Origin of the sequence: Rhodobacter xanthinilyticus, assembly GCF_001856665.1 — a bacterium.
GTDB lineage: Bacteria > Pseudomonadota > Alphaproteobacteria > Rhodobacterales > Rhodobacteraceae > Rhodobacter > Rhodobacter xanthinilyticus.
Map to the genome: position 1 here is coordinate 1,919,432 of NZ_CP017781.1, position 14,949 is coordinate 1,934,380.

Below are 14,949 nucleotides of genomic sequence, written 5' to 3' on the forward strand. Positions count from 1 at the left end.
CTATGCCCGGCGAGAGAAAGGCGCGGCCCCGCCCCCGGGAGGAGCGCATGACACTGACCCGTTTGACCGGCCGCCTGATCTGCGCAAGCGAGGCCGAACGCCGTCTGGTTCTGACCGAACTGCCGCTCCATATCCGCGCCACCGTCCGCGAGCCGGGCTGCCTGAGCTTCAATATCGCCCAAAGCGCCGATCCGATGGTCTGGCAGGTCGACGAGATCTTCGCCTCGAAAGCCGCCCTCGCCGCCCATCAGACCCGCGCCGCCGCAAGCCGCTGGGGCGCCGCCACCCAAGGCCTCCGGCGCGACTATACGATCCGCGCAATCCGCCCCGAGATCGCCCCCGAAACCGCCGAGGATGCCCGCGCGATCTACCTGCTCACCCGCGCCGCCTTCGACGCCCCCGAAGAGGCCGAGCTGATCGACGCGCTGCGCGAAGCCGGCGATCTGGCGCTCTCGCTCACCGCGCGGGCGGGCCGCGCCTTCCTCGGCCATGCCGCCTTTTCGCCAATGACCGGGCCGATCCGCGCCTGGGCGCTGGCACCCGTCTCGGTGCGCGCCGCCGCCCGCGGCCAGGGCATCGCGGCAGCGCTGATCCAGGACGGCATCGCCATCGCCCGCGCGCGCGGGATCGAGGCGCTCTTCGTGCTGGGCGATCCGGCCTATTACGCCCGCTTCGGCTTTGCCGCCGCGCCCGCACGCGCCTATCCGAGCCCCTATGCGGGCGCGCATTTCCAGATGCTGAACTTGAGTGGTAAACCTCTCGCGACCGGGCCCGTCACCCATGCCCCCGCCTTCGCGGCGCTGGGCTGAGCGCGGAGGGGGCGCTGCCCCCGCGGCTTCGCCGCCCCCCGGGATATTTAGGGCAAGATGAAATGGGTAAGGAGCGCCTCCCAACCCTTTCATCTTGCTTGAAATATCCTCGGGGGTGAAGGCCGGGCGGAGCCCGGACGAGGGGGCGGAAAGCCCCCTGCGCCGGTCAGACCCGGCGCGCCGCCAGGGCCTCCTCGAGGAGCGTCTTGAGCACATCGCGCGGCACATCGGCCGTCACGAAAGCCTCGCCGATGCCGCGCGCGAGGATGAAGCGCATCTTGCCGTCGAGCACTTTCTTGTCCTGCGCCATCAGCGCGATCAGCCCCTCGGCGTCGGGCAATTCCCCTTCGATATCAGAGAGATCGACCTTCATCTTCATGTCGCGCAGATGGGCGCGCACGCGCGAGGGCGCCTCTTGCGAGCACAGCCCCAGCCGCTGGCTGAGCTCGAAGGCCAAGGCGCAGCCGATCGCCACCCCCTCGCCATGCAGGAGCCGGTCGGAATAGCCCGTCGCCGATTCGAGCGCATGGCAGAAGGTATGGCCGAGGTTCAAAAGCGCGCGGTCGCCCTCCTCGGTCTCGTCGCGCGCCACGATCTCGGCCTTCATCTCGACCGAGCGGCGCACCGCCGCGAGCCGCGCCGCGCGGTCGCCCGCGGCCAGTTTCGGGCCCATCTCCTCAAGCCAGTCGAAGAATTTCGCATCCCCCAGAAGCCCGTATTTCACCACCTCGCCATAGCCCGCGAGGAAATCGCGCGCGGTCAGCGTGCCCAGCACATCGATATCGGCGAGCACGAGGCTCGGCTGGTGAAACGCGCCGATCAGGTTCTTGCCGGCCGCGACATTGATCCCGGTCTTGCCGCCGACCGAGCTGTCGACCTGCGCCAGAAGCGAGGTCGGGACCTGCACAAACCGCACGCCGCGGCGCAGGACGGCCGCCGCAAAGCCCACCAGATCGCCGATCACCCCGCCGCCGAAGGCCACCACGATATCCTTGCGCTCGACCTTCTCGGCGAGCAGCCATTCGCAGACCCGCTCGAACTGCGCCCAGCATTTCGTGGCCTCGCCCGCCGGGAGCGTGAGCGACACCATCTCGACATCGCCAAGCCCCGCCCGCAGCGCCTCCAGATGCAGCGCGCCGACGTTCTCGTCGGTCACCACCGCCACCCGCTTGCGGCGCAACAGCGGCGCGATCTCGGCGCCCGCCCGCGCGATCAGCCCCTCGCCGATCCGCACCTCATAGGCCCGTTCGCCGAGCTCCACCCGCACCGTTTCGCGCATCTCAACCCTCCCCAAACAGCCCCGGCTGCTCCGCCAGCGCCTGCGCGACCTTGCGCGCCATCTCCTCGATCGACAGCCCCGGCTCCGCGCCCACCGCCACCTGCGCCAGCGCATAGACCGGCTCGCGCGCCGCGAGCAAGCCCTTGAGCGTCTCATAGGGGTTGTCGGTGCGCAAAAGCGGCCGCGTGGTCTTGTGGCGCACCCGGTTCCACAAGAGCTCCAGATCGGCCTGCAACCAGACCGACACCCCCATCCGCCCGATCATCTCGCGGTTATGCGCGCTCAAGAAGGCGCCGCCCCCCGTCGAGACCACCGCCGGCGGCCCCGAGAGCAGCCGCTCGAGAACCTCCGATTCGCGCGCGCGGAAGAACGGCTCGCCATCGCGGGCGAAGATCTCCGCCACCGACATCTGCGCGGCCTTCACGATCTCCTCGTCGCTGTCGAGAAACGGCACGCCCAAGAGCCGCGCGAGCGCGGTGCCCACCGCGGTCTTGCCCGAGCCCATCATCCCCACCAGAACGATCGTCTTGCGCAGCGGCGCCCTCGCGGGCGGGGTTTGCGGGCTGTCGGTCATCGGGCCTCCCTCGCGCGGGCCCTTCGGCGGGGCCTTGCGCAAACGTGATCATTTTCCCCCTGAATGGCGTGAACTTCCGCCAATTGCCATATATAATTCCGCCCGAGGCAGTTTTCGGGGCTTGCTCCCGGGGCAAATCGGCGCCATGCGGCACTCAGGCGGCAGGGCTCCGCAGGACAGGACGCGCAAGAGCGCGCACAGGCGAAGCGAAAGGCAACTCATGGGGCGAATTCTTCAGGCGATCGTGGTCTTGGTGATTTTGGCGGCGCTTGCGGTGGTGGGCTATGCCTATCTGGGCGACATGGCGCCGGTGCAGGCCCCCGCGGTGCAGGAAATCACCCTTCCGGGGGCGCCGAGTGGGACCTGAGCGGCACGCGCTCCCCTTTCTGATCTGCGCGGCGCTGGCCGCGAGCCCCGGGGCAGAGGCCCGGGCCGAGGGCGCTTCTGCCCAGAAATCCGCGCCGATGTCGGCGATCGACTGGCTCTCGCGCTCGGTCGTCACGCCCGCGGCGATGGCGCCCGGCGCCCTGCCCGGCAGCCATGCGACGCCGGCCCCCGGCCACGGCGCGCGCGCGGGCGAGCCCCCCGTCTCGGGCGGGGTGAGCCTCGAGGATGTCTCGGTGGCCTCGCTCGACACCCCCTCCGCCAATGCGCTTGGCCTTTTGCCGACCGCGCGCACCGGCCTGCCGCCCGATCTGTGGGGCACCACGCCCGAGGCCGATCTCGCCGCCGCGCTGCACAAGGAGCGGCTCGATACGCTGCCGGCGGTGCAATCCTTCCTGATCGAGCTGCTTCTGGCCGAGCTGCGCCCGCCGGTCACGCCCGCGCCCGAGGGGCGCAATGTGCTCTTCCTTGCGCGGATCGACCGGCTGCTCGATATCGGCGCGCTCGAGCCCGCGCTTGCCATGCTCGAGGCCGCCGACACCACCGACCCGGAGATTTTCCGCCGCCATTTCGATACCGCGCTGCTGCTCGGGCAGGAGGATGAGGCCTGCAAGGTGATGGAGGAGACGCCCGCGCTCGCGCCCTCCTACCCCGCGCGGATCTTCTGCCTCGCGCGGCGCGGCGATTGGCAGGCGGCGGCGCTGACCTTCGACACCGGCGCCACGCTTGGCCAGATCGAGCCCGATCTCGAGCCGCTGCTGGCGCGCTTTCTCGACCCCGAGCTTGCCGAGGGCGCCGAGGATCTGCCGCCGCCCGCGCGCCCCTCGCCGCTTGTCTTCCGGATGATGGAGGCGATCGGCCAGCCGCTGCCGACCGGGCCGCTGCCGGTCGCCTTCGCGCAATCCGATCTGCGCTCGAACACCGGCTGGAAGGCGCAGATCGAGGCGGCCGAGCGGCTGACGCGGATGGGCGCGCTCGACCCGAACCAGCTTCTGGGCCTTTATACCCAGCAAAGGGCCGCGGCCTCGGGCGGGGTCTGGGACCGGGTCTCGCTCGTCTCCGATCTCGATGCGGCGCTTGGCGCGGGGCGGGCGGCGCGGGTGGCGCAGCTTTTGCCCGCGACCTTCGATGCGATGCAGGCCCAGGAGCTCGAACCCGCGCTCGCCGAGCTTTACGGGGCGCGCGTGGCGGCGCTCGGCCTGCCCTATGAGCCAGGCGCGCTGGCCTTCCGGCTCGGGCTCTTGTCCGAGGAGTTCGAGGCGGTGGCCGCCGCGCGCACGCCCGCCGATCTCGACGAGCGGCTCCTGATCGGGCTGGCGCGCGGCGCCACCGCCGGCGTGCCCGCGCAGGACCAGCTCGGGCTGGTGCTCAAACAGGTCTTCGACGCGCCCCCCGCGGCGGTGCCCGCGCCCTATCAGGCGCTCCTGCCCGGCCAGCTCGGCCTCGCCCTGCTCAGCGCGATCGACGATGTGACCGAGGGCGCGAAGGGCGATTACCCCCGCGTTGTCAATGGCTTGAACCTCCTGCGCTATACCGGGCTCGAGACGCTTGCCCGCCGCGCCGCGCTTGAGCTTGTGATCCTCGAGCGCAACGGATGACCCCGCCCCCCCTCGCGCGGCGCTGGATCGAGACCTTCCTCGAGGCGATGGCCGCCGAAGCGGGCGCGGCGCGCAACACGCTCCTCGCCTATGCCCGTGATCTGGAGGATTTCGCGGGCTTTGCCGCCCACAAGGGCCTCGAGTTCGCGACGCTCACCCAGGACGATATCGAGAGCTACCTGATCCGCTGCGAGGCCGAGGGCCTTGGCCCCGCGACCCGCGCGCGCCGCCTCTCGGCGATCCGCCAGCTCTTCCGCTTCGCCTATGAGGAGGGCTGGCGCGCCGAGGATCCGGCGATCCGGCTCAAGGGCCCGGGCAAGCCCGCGCGCCTGCCCAAGGTGCTCTCGCGCTCCGAGGTCGAGGCGATCCTGGCTCAGGCGCAGGAGCACGGCCGCTCGGCCGCCGAACAGGCGAGGAACCGCGCGCTGCTTGAGCTTCTCTACGCCACCGGCATGCGGGTGAGCGAGCTCGTCGGATTGCCGGTGGCGGCCGCGCGCGGCAATCCGCAGGTGCTCCTGATCCGCGGCAAGGGCGGCAAGGAGCGGATCGTGCCGCTGACCGCCCCGGCCCGCGCGGCGCTGGCCGACTGGCTCGCGCTGCGCGACGCGGCCGAGGAAGAGGCCCGCCTCGCCCGCCGCATCCCGCCCTCGCGCTATCTCTTCCCCTCCTCGGGCAAGGAGGGCCATGTCACCCGCCAGGCCTTCGCGGTGCTGCTCAAGGGCCTCGCGCTCGCAGCCGGGATCGCGCCCGCGCGGGTCTCGCCGCATGTGCTGCGCCACGCCTTCGCGACCCATCTTCTCGAAGGCGGCGCCGATCTGCGCGCGATCCAGACGCTGCTCGGCCACGCCGATCTCTCCACCACCGAGATCTATACCCATGTGCTCGACGCCCATCTCAAGGCGCTGGTGCTCGACCATCACCCGCTCGCGCGCGCCCCCGCCCCTGAACCCGCGCCCGCGCCCGAGCCCGCCCCCCGCAAACCCTCTTGAACTCGCCGCGGGCCTTGCCCAGATTGAGCGCCATGGATACCACCGTTCTCGACACCTCCTTCTGGCTCACCGCCGCCGGAATCCTCGCCCTTCTGGGCTTTTCGGCGTTTTTCTCGGGCTCCGAGACCGCGCTCACCGCCGCCTCGCGGGCGAAACTGCGCGCCGGCGCCGACAAGGGCGAGACCGGCGCGACCGCCGCGCTCGAGGTCACCGAGGATAGCGAGCGGCTGATCGGCGCGGTGCTTTTGGGCAACAACGTCGTCAACATCCTCTCCGCCTCGCTCGCCACCTCGCTGCTCACCCAGCTCTTCGGCAATTCGGGCGTGGCGCTGGCGACGCTGGTGATGACGGTGCTCGTGCTGATCTTCGCCGAGGTGCTGCCGAAAACCTATGCGATCTCGCAGCCCGAAGCGGTCGCGGCGCGGGTCGCGCTGCCGATCCGCTGGGTGATCCGGCTGCTCTCGCCGCTCGTCGCGGTGGTGCGGCTGGTGGTGCGGGGGCTCCTCTTCATCCTCGGCCAGCGGATCGAGGCGGGCCAGCACATGTTCTCGATTCATGACGAGATCATGGGCGCGCTCGCGATCGGCACCTCGGAGGGCACGGTCGACAAGGAAGACCGCGACCGGCTGATCGGCGCGCTCGATCTGGGCAACCGCACCGTCGAGGAGATCATGCTCCACCGCAGCCAGATCGAGATGCTCGACGCCGAGGCCGCGCCCGATGTGATCCTGACGGCGGTGCTGAACTCGCCCCATACGCGGCTGCCGCTCTACAAGGGCGAGCGCGAGAATGTCATCGGCGTGATCCACGCCAAGGACCTGCTGCGCGCGGTCGAACGCTTCCTGCGCACCGGCGACGGCAACCTCGACAGCGTCGCCGATCTCGACATCACCAAGGTGATGATGAAACCCTATTTCATCCCCGAGACGACGCCGCTCGACGAGCAGATGCGCGAATTTCTCAAGCGGCGCACGCATTTCGCGCTAGTCGTCGATGAATATGGCGATCTGAAGGGGTTGCTCACGCTCGAGGATATCCTCGAGGAGATCGTCGGCGAGATCACCGATGAATTCGACCCGAAGGCCGAGCGGATGCTCAAACCCACCGAAAGCGGCGATTACCTCGTCGAAGGCGCGATGACGATCCGCGATCTGAACCGCGAGACGGATTGGACGCTGCCCGATGAGGAGGCGAACACCATCGCGGGCCTCGTCATCCATGAGGCGCAAACGATCCCCGAGGCGGGGCAGGTCTTTGCCTTCCATGGCTTCCGCTTCGAGGTGATGGAGCGCAAGGACAACCGGATCACCAAACTCAAGATCCGCCCGCTCGCGCCGCTCGCCCCCTGACCCGCCGCGCAGGGGGCGCTGCCCCCTCTGCCTTCGGCATTCACCCCCGGGATATTTTCGGCAAGATGAAGGGATTGATTTCATCTTGCCCGAAATATCCCGGGGGGTGAGGGCGCAGCCCGAGGGGGGCGGCGCCCCCCTGCCCGGTCCTCAGCTTTTCGCAGCCTTCTTCGCCTCGATGACCTTCTCGGCCAGATCCTTGGCGATCGCGAAAGCGCCCTTGATCTTCTCGGCATCCGAGGACCAATCGCGCTGCACCACCACCTTGTTGCCGGCGATCTTGGCCTGGCCGCGCTGGGCTTGCAGGAATTCGACGAGCCCCGCCGGGTTGGGGAACTTGTCGGCGTGGAACTGCACCGTGGCGCCTTTCGGCCCGGCATCCATCCGCGCGATATGGGCGCGTTTGCACATCGCCTTGATCCGCACGACGAGGAGCAGCGTGTTGACCTCTTTGGGCAGCTCCCCGAAGCGGTCGATGAGTTCGGCGGCGAAGCCCTCCAGCTCGACCTTGGTGGTCAGCCCCGAGAGCCGCCGGTAAAGCCCCAGCCGCACATCGAGATCGGGCACATAGGCCTCGGGGATCATCACCGGCACGCCAAGGTTGATCTGCGGCGACCATTCGCCATCCTCGGCCATCTCGGTCAGCTCGCCCGATTTCAGCTTGGCGATCGTCTCCTCGAGCATCGCCTGATAGAGCTCGTAGCCCACTTCCTTGATATGGCCCGATTGTTCCTCGCCTAGAAGATTGCCCGCGCCGCGCAGATCGAGGTCCTGGCTGGCCAGATTGAACCCCGCGCCGAGGCTGTCGAGCGAGCCCAGAAGCCGCAGCCGCTTGGTCGCCTGCGGGGTGAGCGGCATCCGCGGTTTCGTGGTCAGATAGCAATAGGCGCGCAACTTCGAGCGCCCGACCCGGCCGCGGATCTGGTAGAGCTGCGACAGGCCGAACATATCGGCGCGGTGCACGATCATCGTATTCGCGGTCGGGATATCGAGGCCGCTTTCCACGATCGTGGTGGCCAAAAGCACATCGGCCTTGCCGTCGTAAAACGCGTTCATCCGCTCATCGAGCTCGCCCGCCGCCATCTGGCCATGGGCGACCATATAGCTCACCTCGGGCACATGGGTTTTCAGGAACTCCTCGACCTCGGCGAGATCGGTGATCCGCGGCACCACATAGAAGCTCTGCCCGCCGCGGAAGCGTTCGCGCAAGAGCGCCTCGCGGATCGTGACGGTATCGAACTCGCTCACATAGGTGCGGATCGCGAGCCGGTCGACCGGCGGCGTGCCGATGATCGAGAGATCCCGCACACCGGTCAGCGACAGTTGCAGCGTCCGCGGGATCGGCGTCGCGGTGAGCGTCAGCACATGGATCTCGGAGCGCATCTCTTTCAGCCGCTCCTTGTGGTTGACGCCGAAATGCTGCTCCTCGTCGATGATCAGCAGGCCGAGGTTGCGGAATTTCACCGCCTTGGCGAGCACCGCATGGGTGCCGATCACGATATCGACCGAGCCCTCGGCGAGGCCCGCGCGGGTCTCGGCGGCGGCTTTGGCCGAGACAAAGCGCGACAGCGGCCGGACATTGACCGCGGTGCCGCGGAAGCGCTCGGCGAAGGTCTTGTAATGCTGGCGCGCGAGCAGCGTGGTCGGCGCGATCACCGCCACCTGCACCCCCGAGACCGCCGCGATGAAAGCCGCGCGCATCGCGACCTCGGTCTTGCCAAAGCCCACATCGCCCACCACGAGCCGGTCCATCGGCCGCCCCGTGCCCAGATCGCTCACCACATCGTCGATCGCGCTGAGCTGGTCCTCGGTCTCGCTATAGGGGAAGCGCGCGGCGAAGGCCTCCCATTCGTGATGCGGCGCCTCGAGGATCGGGGCTGCGCGCAACAGCCGCTCGGCCGCGATCCGCATGAGTTTATCGGCGATCTGGCGGATCCGCTCCTTGAGCCGCGCCTTCTTCGCCTGCCAGGCGCCGCCGCCGAGCTTGTCAAGCAGCCCCTCCTCATGGCCATAGCGGCTCAGAAGCTCGATATTCACCACCGGCAGATAGAGCCGATCGCCGCCCGCATATTCCAAAAGCACACAATCGAGCGGCGCGCCGAGCGCCGAGACCGTCTCGAGCCCCTTGTAGCGCCCGACCCCGTGATCGACATGGACGACGAGATCGCCGGGCGTGAGGCTCTGCGCCTCGGTCAGGAAATTCTCCGCCTTGCGCTTTTTCTTCGGGCGGCTGACGAGCCGGTCGCCGAGCACATCCTGCTCGGAGATGACGGTGAGCCCGCCCGCCGCGCGCTCGACCTCGAAGCCCGCGTCGAGCGGCCAGACCGCGAGGTTCACGCCGGGCCCGATCTCGCGCGCGTCGCGAATGGCGCGCGCGCCGCTCAGCCCCTCATCCTCCAAAAGCCCCTTCAGACGCTCGCGCGCGCCCTCCGACCAGCTCGCGACGACCACCGGGCCAAGCGCGAGCTGTTTGAGAAGATGATCCTTCAACGCCCCGAAAAGGCTCACATTTTCAAGCTGCCGCTCGGGCGCGAAATTGCGCCCGATGCGCCCGCCCGCATCGACGACCCCGGGCCCGGGCGGGGCGCGCAGGATCTGGAGCTGCAACACCCGCCGGGGCGCGAGCGCCGCCCCCCAGGCCGCCTCGTCGAGATAGAGAAGCTCGGGCGGCGCGGGTTTGTAGACGCTGTCGAGCCGGTCGCGCCGGCTCATCGCCTCGCGGCGCGTATCATATTGATCGGCGATGCCTTCCCAGCGCGAGATCCGCTGCGGGCCGGTCTGGTCATCCAAGAGCACCGCCGCCTCGGGGAGATAGTCGAAAATCGTCTCGAGCCGGTCATGGAAGAAGCCCAGCCAATGCTCCATCCCCGCATGTTTGCGCCCCGCCGAGACCGCCTCGTAAAGCGGATCCTCCGCGCCGCCCGCGCCGAATTCGACCCGGTAATTCTGGCGAAACCGGCTGATCGAGGCCTCGTCGAGGATCACCTCGCTGACCGGGGCGAGCTCGATCGCGGTGAGCTTTTCGGTGGTGCGCTGGCTCACCGGGTCGAAGCGGCGCGCCCCGTCGAGCACATCGCCGAAGAGATCAAGCCGCACCGGGCCGGATTCGCCGGGCGGGAAAATGTCGATGATGCCGCCGCGCACCGCGTAATCGCCGGGCTCGGAGACGGTCGAGGCCGGCGAGAAGCCCATCCGCGCGAGAAACTGGCGCAGCCGCGCCTCGTCGATCCGCCCGCCGACGCGCGCGGTGAAGCTCGCCCCCGCGACGGTGGCGCGCGCGGGCACGCGCTGCATCGCGGCCGAGAGCGTGGTCAAGAGCACAAACGGCCCCGGCACGCCCGCGCTGAGCGCGGCCAAGGTCGCCATCCGGGTCGCCGAAATATCGGGGTTGGGCGAGACCCGGTCATAGGGCAGACAATCCCAGCCCGGAAAATTCAGCACCACCGCCTCGGGCGCGAAAAACGCCAAGGCCGCCCGCATCGCCTCGAGCCGGCGATCATCGCGCGCGACATGGATCACCGGCTGGCCCTTGGCCAATTCCTGCGCGATCAGCCGCGCATCAAACCCCTCGGGCGCGCCGGAATAGAGAAAATGCGCCATCACCGCCTCAATGAATCCCGAAACTGGAGAGCCGCAGGTTCTGCATCATCCCCCAGAAGGCGGTCGCGGTGATCGCCGCGATGCCGATCAGCTGGATGCGGAAGCGGTGGTGGGTGAGCGCCTCGGCCACCGCCTCGGGGCGCGGCGCGGCGGCCAGAACCGGCGCGAGCCGCGCCGCGGCGCGCAGGCTGATCAGCCAGACCACCGCGAGCGGCACGAGGATCAGCGCGAGCGCCTGGGCGAACTCCATGTCATAGCCAAAGCCGAGCACGACGAGCACGCTCAGCACGAAGGGAATCACCACCGCGAGCACCATGCCCGCCTCGCGCCCGATGCCCAGCAGCCGCTCGGTCGAGATCCGCGTCTGATCGAGCAGCGCCTCGGCCGAGGCCCCGCCCCGCCGGCGCGCGCGCAGCACCATGTCAAACGGCACGCCGAGCACCCAATGCGAGGCCGTCGACCAGGTCACGGCGAGCGCGATCCAATACCAGAGGTTGGAAAACGACCGCATGTCGATCAGCGAAAGGAGGATATTGAGGATCTGCACCTGAGCGTCCGCGAGAGTGATTTGCGCCAGACTAGACCAAAGCCGGGGCGGCTCCAACCCGCTCCCAGCACGGTTTGACTTGCCGCCTCCGCCGATCCGTGGCACCCCAAGGCCAAGCCAGAGGAGTGAGCCCATGCATCCGATCCTTCCGCCCTTCCCGACGACCCGCCTGCGCCGCATGCGCCGCACCGAGGCGCTGCGCGATCTGGCGCAGGAGCACCGGCTCTCGGTCAAGGATCTGATCTGGCCGATCTTCATCACCGATGTCGCGGGCGCCGATTGCGAGATCGCCTCGATGCCGGGGGTGATGCGCCTCACGCTTTCGGGCGCGGTGCGCGCCGCCGAAGAGGCCGCGCGCCTCGGGATCCCGGCGATCTGCCTCTTCCCCTATACCGACCCGGCCGAGAAGACCGAGGGCTGCGAAATGGCCTGGAACCCGGAGAATATCTCGAACCGGGTGATCCGCGCGATCAAGGCCGAGGTGCCCGAGATCGCGATCATGACCGATATCGCGCTCGACCCCTATAACGCCAACGGCCATGACGGGCTGGTCCGCGACGGCGTGATCCTCAACGACGAAACCGTTGAATGTCTTGTGAAAATGGCGATCGCTCAGGCCGAGGCTGGCGCCGATATCCTCGGCCCCTCGGATATGATGGATGGCCGGATCGGCGCGATGCGCAGCGCACTCGAGGCCGCGGGCCACGCCGATGTCACGATCCTGAGCTATGCCGCGAAATATGCCTCGGCCTTCTATGGCCCCTTCCGCGACGCGGTCGGCGCCTCGGGCGCGCTCAAGGGCGACAAGAAGACCTATCAGATGAACCCGGCCAATTCCGACGAGGCGATCCGGCTCGTCGCGCGCGATCTCGCGGAGGGCGCCGATATGGTCATGGTCAAACCCGGCATGCCCTATCTCGACATCGTGCGGCGCGTGAAGGAGAGCTTCGGCGTGCCGACCTATGCCTATCAGGTCTCGGGCGAATATGCGATGATCATGGCGGCGGTGAAGAACGGCTGGCTCGACCATGACAAGGTGATGCTGGAGAGCCTGATGGCGTTCCGCCGGGCGGGCTGCGACGGGGTGCTGAGCTATTTCGCGCCCGCCGCGGCGCGGCTTCTGGGCGCCTGAGCGCGCCACCGATCGGCAAGAGCCCGCCCGTCGCTCTCAAGAATGAGTGACAGGGCGCATAATCTTGCCTATAGTTTGTGCCAACGGGCGCGGATGACGCCCGATCACAGGAGCGGAGCAGCACATGACGCATTTCACCAGACGCGGTCTTCTGGCCCTCGGCGGCGCGGGCTTGGGCCTTGCGGCCTGCGGCAACGGGGTCGGCAGCCAGGGCGCGGCACGGCTTGACGCCCGGGTCGATGCCACCCGCAACTACCTCCTTCAGAAATACCCCGGCACCGATACGCTGATGAACAAATCGGTGGGCGTGCTCTACATGCCGTTGATGACCGAAGCGGGCTTCGGGATCGGCGGCGCCTATGGGCGCGGCGCGCTGCGGATCAACAATGTCACGGTGGATTATTACTCCGCCGCCTCGGCCTCCTTCGGCTTCCAGATCGGCGCGCAGCAATATGCCCATGCGCTGTTCTTCATGACGCAAGAGGCGCTCGCCGATTTCCGCCGCAACCCGGGCTGGGAGATGGGCGCGGATGCGCGCTATGCGCTGCCCGACCGCGGCGGCGCGATCGGCGCCGATACCACCACCTCGCTCGCGCCGGTGATCGCGCTGGTCTTCGGGCAATCGGGGCTGATCGCGGGGGCGACGCTCGCGGGCACCAAATATACCCGGATTATCCCGTAAAAACAAAAAGATGGCGCATGATCTTCATGCGCCATCCGAAGCTCGGCCCAGAACGGGTTGAACGAAAACGGAAATCAGCTTCCGTAGATCACCCGCACATAATTCTTCGTCTCCGCATAGGGCGGGATTCCGTTATATTTCTCAACGGCTTCCGGCCCGGCGTTATAGGCCGCGAGCGCATGGCGCCAATTGCCGAAGCGCTCATACATCCGCCGCAGATAGCGCGCGCCGCCCTCGAGGTTCTGCTTGGGGTCATTCGGGTTCACACCCAGAAGCGCCGCGGTTTCCGGCATCAGCTGCGCAAGCCCCGTCGCGCCCTTGGGCGAGACTGCCCCCGCATTCCAGCCGCTTTCCTGCTGCACAAGCCGCAAGAACAGATCCTCCGGCACCCCATGGCGCGCCGCCGCCGCCCGCGCGAGCGTCATATATTCGCCGCGATAGGCGCCGCTGTAGCGCGGCAGAGCCGCCGCCGCCGTGACCTCGGCGCCGGCATTGGGCTTGAGCCGGCCGGAATTGGCGTATTGTTGCGAGGCGCGGCTGTCGAGAAGCTGCGTCTGGTTGCGAAACAGCAGCGCGCGCGATTTCGACGACGCGCCCTTCAGCGACAGGCCTTCAGCCATGACCCCCGCCGGCGCAAGCCCGACAGCCAGCCCCAGCACGATCCCACCGGCGAATTTCCGCATGCGTTCTCTACCCACAGCCCCAAACTCGCGCGACTATACGGGATTTTTCGCGCCCTGAAAAGCCGCGAGACCAACGGGTTCCCTGGGGATTTTCCGCATCGGCAGGGTTTGGCTCACCGGCCCGGGCCGCGCCCCCTATGCCCCGGGCCGCACCTGCTTTATACCTCCCGGACAAGGTTCAGAATCGCCGCGCGCCCCTGCCGTGCGGCTCAATCGGCGGAGGAAGCATGGCGGGCAGCGTCAACAAGGTCATTTTGGTGGGCAATCTGGGGCGCGACCCCGAGGTGCGCAGCTTCGCCAACGGCGGCAAGGTCTGCAACCTGCGCATCGCGACCTCGGAAACTTGGCGCGACAAGGCATCGGGCGAGCGCAAGGAGCGCACCGAGTGGCATTCCGTCGCGATCTTCTCCGAGCCGCTGGCGAAAATCGCCGAGCAATATCTGCGCAAGGGCTCGAAGGTCTATATCGAGGGCAGCCTCGAGACCCGCAAATGGCAAGATCAATCGGGCCAGGACCGCTACACGACCGAGGTCGTGCTGCGCCCCTTCACCGGCAACCTGACGCTGCTTGACGGGCGCGATGGCGGCGGCTCGGGCGGCGGCGGCGGCGGCAATTACGGCGGCGGCGCCTCGGGTGGCGGCTATGGCGGCGGCTATGATGACGGCCCGTCCTATGGTGGCGGCGCGGGCGGCGGCGGCCGTTCGGGTGGCGGCGGCGGCGGCCGGCCGGATTTCGACGACGAAATCCCCTTCTAAGACCAAGGGCGCCCGAGAGGCGCCCTTTTCTTTTCAATCCCTTGGCGGGCGAAGTTCATGCACCGGGCCTAGCCGCCCGCGCGCCCCGCCAGATAGGCCTCGAAGGCGCGCAGCGTCGCCTCCGAGACATGATGCTCCATCCCCTCGGCGTCCATCTCGGCGGTCTCGGGCGGCACCCCCACCGCGATCAGGAGATCCACCACCACCCGATGCCGCGCGCGCACCTTCGCGGCGAGATCGGCCCCCGCTTCGGTCAAAAACACCCCCCGATAGGGCCGCGACACGGCGAGCCCCGCGCGTTTGAGCCGCGCCACCGCCTTCGTCGCGCTCGGATGCGTCACCCCCATCCGCGCCGCGATATCGGCGATCCGCGCCTCGCCATGATCGGCCATCAGATCGCCGATCATCTCGACGTAATCCTCCAGCACTGCCGAGGCCTGCGCCACCCGCGCATGGGCAAAGCGCTCGGGCAACGCGCCCTCGGCCTCATCGGCGCTCTCGAAACTCTCGTCCTCGGCCATCTCGCCCCCCATTTGCGCATATTCTATAGCCTCGGCTTCAATATGAA

General features: G+C 68.4%; 14 protein-coding genes. 8 read left to right on the forward strand and 6 right to left on the reverse strand.

Going from position 1 to position 14,949, the window contains the following annotated elements; genetic code table 11:
• The first annotated feature begins 47 nt into the window (after positions 1 to 47).
• Positions 48 to 809 (forward strand): GNAT family N-acetyltransferase, encoded by a 762-nt coding sequence (locus LPB142_RS19400; protein WP_198037820.1) that lies wholly within the window; start codon positions 48 to 50, stop codon positions 807 to 809.
• Between the two features lie 166 nt (positions 810 to 975).
• Here LPB142_RS19400 and aroB read toward each other — a convergent pair whose 3' ends face one another.
• Entirely contained in the window at positions 976 to 2,088 is a 1,113-nt protein-coding gene (gene aroB / locus LPB142_RS09425; protein ID WP_071166215.1) for a 3-dehydroquinate synthase, read from the reverse strand.
• Between the two features lies 1 nt (position 2,089).
• A complete protein-coding gene (locus tag LPB142_RS09430; RefSeq protein WP_071167206.1) occupies positions 2,090 to 2,662 on the reverse strand; it encodes a shikimate kinase in 573 nt (190 codons plus the stop codon).
• Positions 2,663 to 2,882: 220 nt separating this feature from the next.
• On the opposite strand from LPB142_RS09430, the gene LPB142_RS19405 reads away from it, so the two are divergent.
• From LPB142_RS19405 to LPB142_RS09450, 4 genes are read left to right on the forward strand one after another with little or no spacing between them, the layout of a single operon-like run.
• Positions 2,883 to 3,029 (forward strand): hypothetical protein, encoded by a 147-nt coding sequence (locus tag LPB142_RS19405; RefSeq protein WP_197474243.1) that lies wholly within the window; start codon positions 2,883 to 2,885, stop codon positions 3,027 to 3,029.
• Positions 3,019 to 4,644 (forward strand): hypothetical protein, encoded by a 1,626-nt coding sequence (locus LPB142_RS09440; protein ID WP_083392649.1) that lies wholly within the window; start codon positions 3,019 to 3,021, stop codon positions 4,642 to 4,644. The genes LPB142_RS19405 and LPB142_RS09440 overlap by 11 nt, the downstream gene beginning before the upstream one ends.
• The gene (locus LPB142_RS09445; protein ID WP_071166217.1) at positions 4,641 to 5,633 is read left to right on the forward strand and encodes a site-specific tyrosine recombinase XerD; all 993 of its coding nucleotides are present in this window, start codon (positions 4,641 to 4,643) and stop codon (positions 5,631 to 5,633) included. Before LPB142_RS09440 ends, LPB142_RS09445 begins: the two co-directional genes overlap by 4 nt.
• A 32-nt stretch (positions 5,634 to 5,665) precedes the next feature.
• Positions 5,666 to 6,982, forward strand: coding sequence for an HlyC/CorC family transporter (locus LPB142_RS09450; protein ID WP_071166218.1), 1,317 nt, complete (start codon positions 5,666 to 5,668; stop codon positions 6,980 to 6,982).
• Between the two features lie 150 nt (positions 6,983 to 7,132).
• Here the strand turns inward: LPB142_RS09450 and mfd are convergent, their stop codons facing one another.
• The gene (gene mfd, locus LPB142_RS09455; protein ID WP_071166219.1) at positions 7,133 to 10,582 is read right to left on the reverse strand and encodes a transcription-repair coupling factor; all 3,450 of its coding nucleotides are present in this window, start codon (positions 10,580 to 10,582) and stop codon (positions 7,133 to 7,135) included.
• Positions 10,583 to 10,589: 7 nt separating this feature from the next.
• Complete coding sequence (locus LPB142_RS09460) at positions 10,590 to 11,129, reverse strand: component of SufBCD complex (RefSeq protein WP_071166220.1); 540 nt, start codon at positions 11,127 to 11,129, stop codon at positions 10,590 to 10,592.
• Positions 11,130 to 11,262: 133 nt separating this feature from the next.
• Here LPB142_RS09460 and hemB point away from each other — a divergent pair, with 133 nt between their 5' ends.
• Positions 11,263 to 12,261: a porphobilinogen synthase gene (hemB, locus tag LPB142_RS09465; protein WP_071166221.1), complete on the forward strand. Its 999-nt coding sequence runs from the start codon at positions 11,263 to 11,265 to the stop codon at positions 12,259 to 12,261.
• Between the two features lie 124 nt (positions 12,262 to 12,385).
• Positions 12,386 to 12,943, forward strand: coding sequence for a lipid-binding SYLF domain-containing protein (locus LPB142_RS09470; RefSeq protein ID WP_068766897.1), 558 nt, complete (start codon positions 12,386 to 12,388; stop codon positions 12,941 to 12,943).
• Between the two features lie 74 nt (positions 12,944 to 13,017).
• Here LPB142_RS09470 and LPB142_RS09475 read toward each other — a convergent pair whose 3' ends face one another.
• A complete protein-coding gene (locus LPB142_RS09475) occupies positions 13,018 to 13,626 on the reverse strand; it encodes a lytic transglycosylase domain-containing protein (protein WP_071166222.1) in 609 nt (202 codons plus the stop codon).
• Positions 13,627 to 13,853: 227 nt separating this feature from the next.
• Here LPB142_RS09475 and ssb point away from each other — a divergent pair, with 227 nt between their 5' ends.
• Positions 13,854 to 14,381, forward strand: coding sequence for a single-stranded DNA-binding protein (ssb, locus tag LPB142_RS09480; RefSeq protein WP_071166223.1), 528 nt, complete (start codon positions 13,854 to 13,856; stop codon positions 14,379 to 14,381).
• Between the two features lie 68 nt (positions 14,382 to 14,449).
• On the opposite strand, the gene mntR is transcribed toward ssb, so the two are convergent.
• On the reverse strand, positions 14,450 to 14,902 hold the full coding sequence (mntR, locus tag LPB142_RS09485) for a manganese-binding transcriptional regulator MntR (RefSeq protein ID WP_068767074.1): 453 nt from the start codon (positions 14,900 to 14,902) through the stop codon (positions 14,450 to 14,452).
• Positions 14,903 to 14,949: the final 47 nt, after the last annotated feature.

Coding starts and splice junctions, on each gene's coding strand:
- LPB142_RS19405 (WP_197474243.1), top strand. CDS start 2,883: ATGGGGCGAATTCTTCAGGCGATCGTGGTCTTGGTGATTTTGGCGGCG.
- LPB142_RS19400 (WP_198037820.1), top strand. CDS start 48: ATGACACTGACCCGTTTGACCGGCCGCCTGATCTGCGCAAGCGAGGCC.
- mntR (WP_068767074.1), bottom strand. CDS start 14,902: ATGGCCGAGGACGAGAGTTTCGAGAGCGCCGATGAGGCCGAGGGCGCG.
- mfd (WP_071166219.1), bottom strand. CDS start 10,582: ATGGCGCATTTTCTCTATTCCGGCGCGCCCGAGGGGTTTGATGCGCGG.
- LPB142_RS09450 (WP_071166218.1), top strand. CDS start 5,666: ATGGATACCACCGTTCTCGACACCTCCTTCTGGCTCACCGCCGCCGGA.
- LPB142_RS09470 (WP_068766897.1), top strand. CDS start 12,386: ATGACGCATTTCACCAGACGCGGTCTTCTGGCCCTCGGCGGCGCGGGC.
- LPB142_RS09445 (WP_071166217.1), top strand. CDS start 4,641: ATGACCCCGCCCCCCCTCGCGCGGCGCTGGATCGAGACCTTCCTCGAG.
- ssb (WP_071166223.1), top strand. CDS start 13,854: ATGGCGGGCAGCGTCAACAAGGTCATTTTGGTGGGCAATCTGGGGCGC.
- aroB (WP_071166215.1), bottom strand. CDS start 2,088: ATGCGCGAAACGGTGCGGGTGGAGCTCGGCGAACGGGCCTATGAGGTG.
- LPB142_RS09430 (WP_071167206.1), bottom strand. CDS start 2,662: ATGACCGACAGCCCGCAAACCCCGCCCGCGAGGGCGCCGCTGCGCAAG.
- hemB (WP_071166221.1), top strand. CDS start 11,263: ATGCATCCGATCCTTCCGCCCTTCCCGACGACCCGCCTGCGCCGCATG.
- LPB142_RS09475 (WP_071166222.1), bottom strand. CDS start 13,626: ATGCGGAAATTCGCCGGTGGGATCGTGCTGGGGCTGGCTGTCGGGCTT.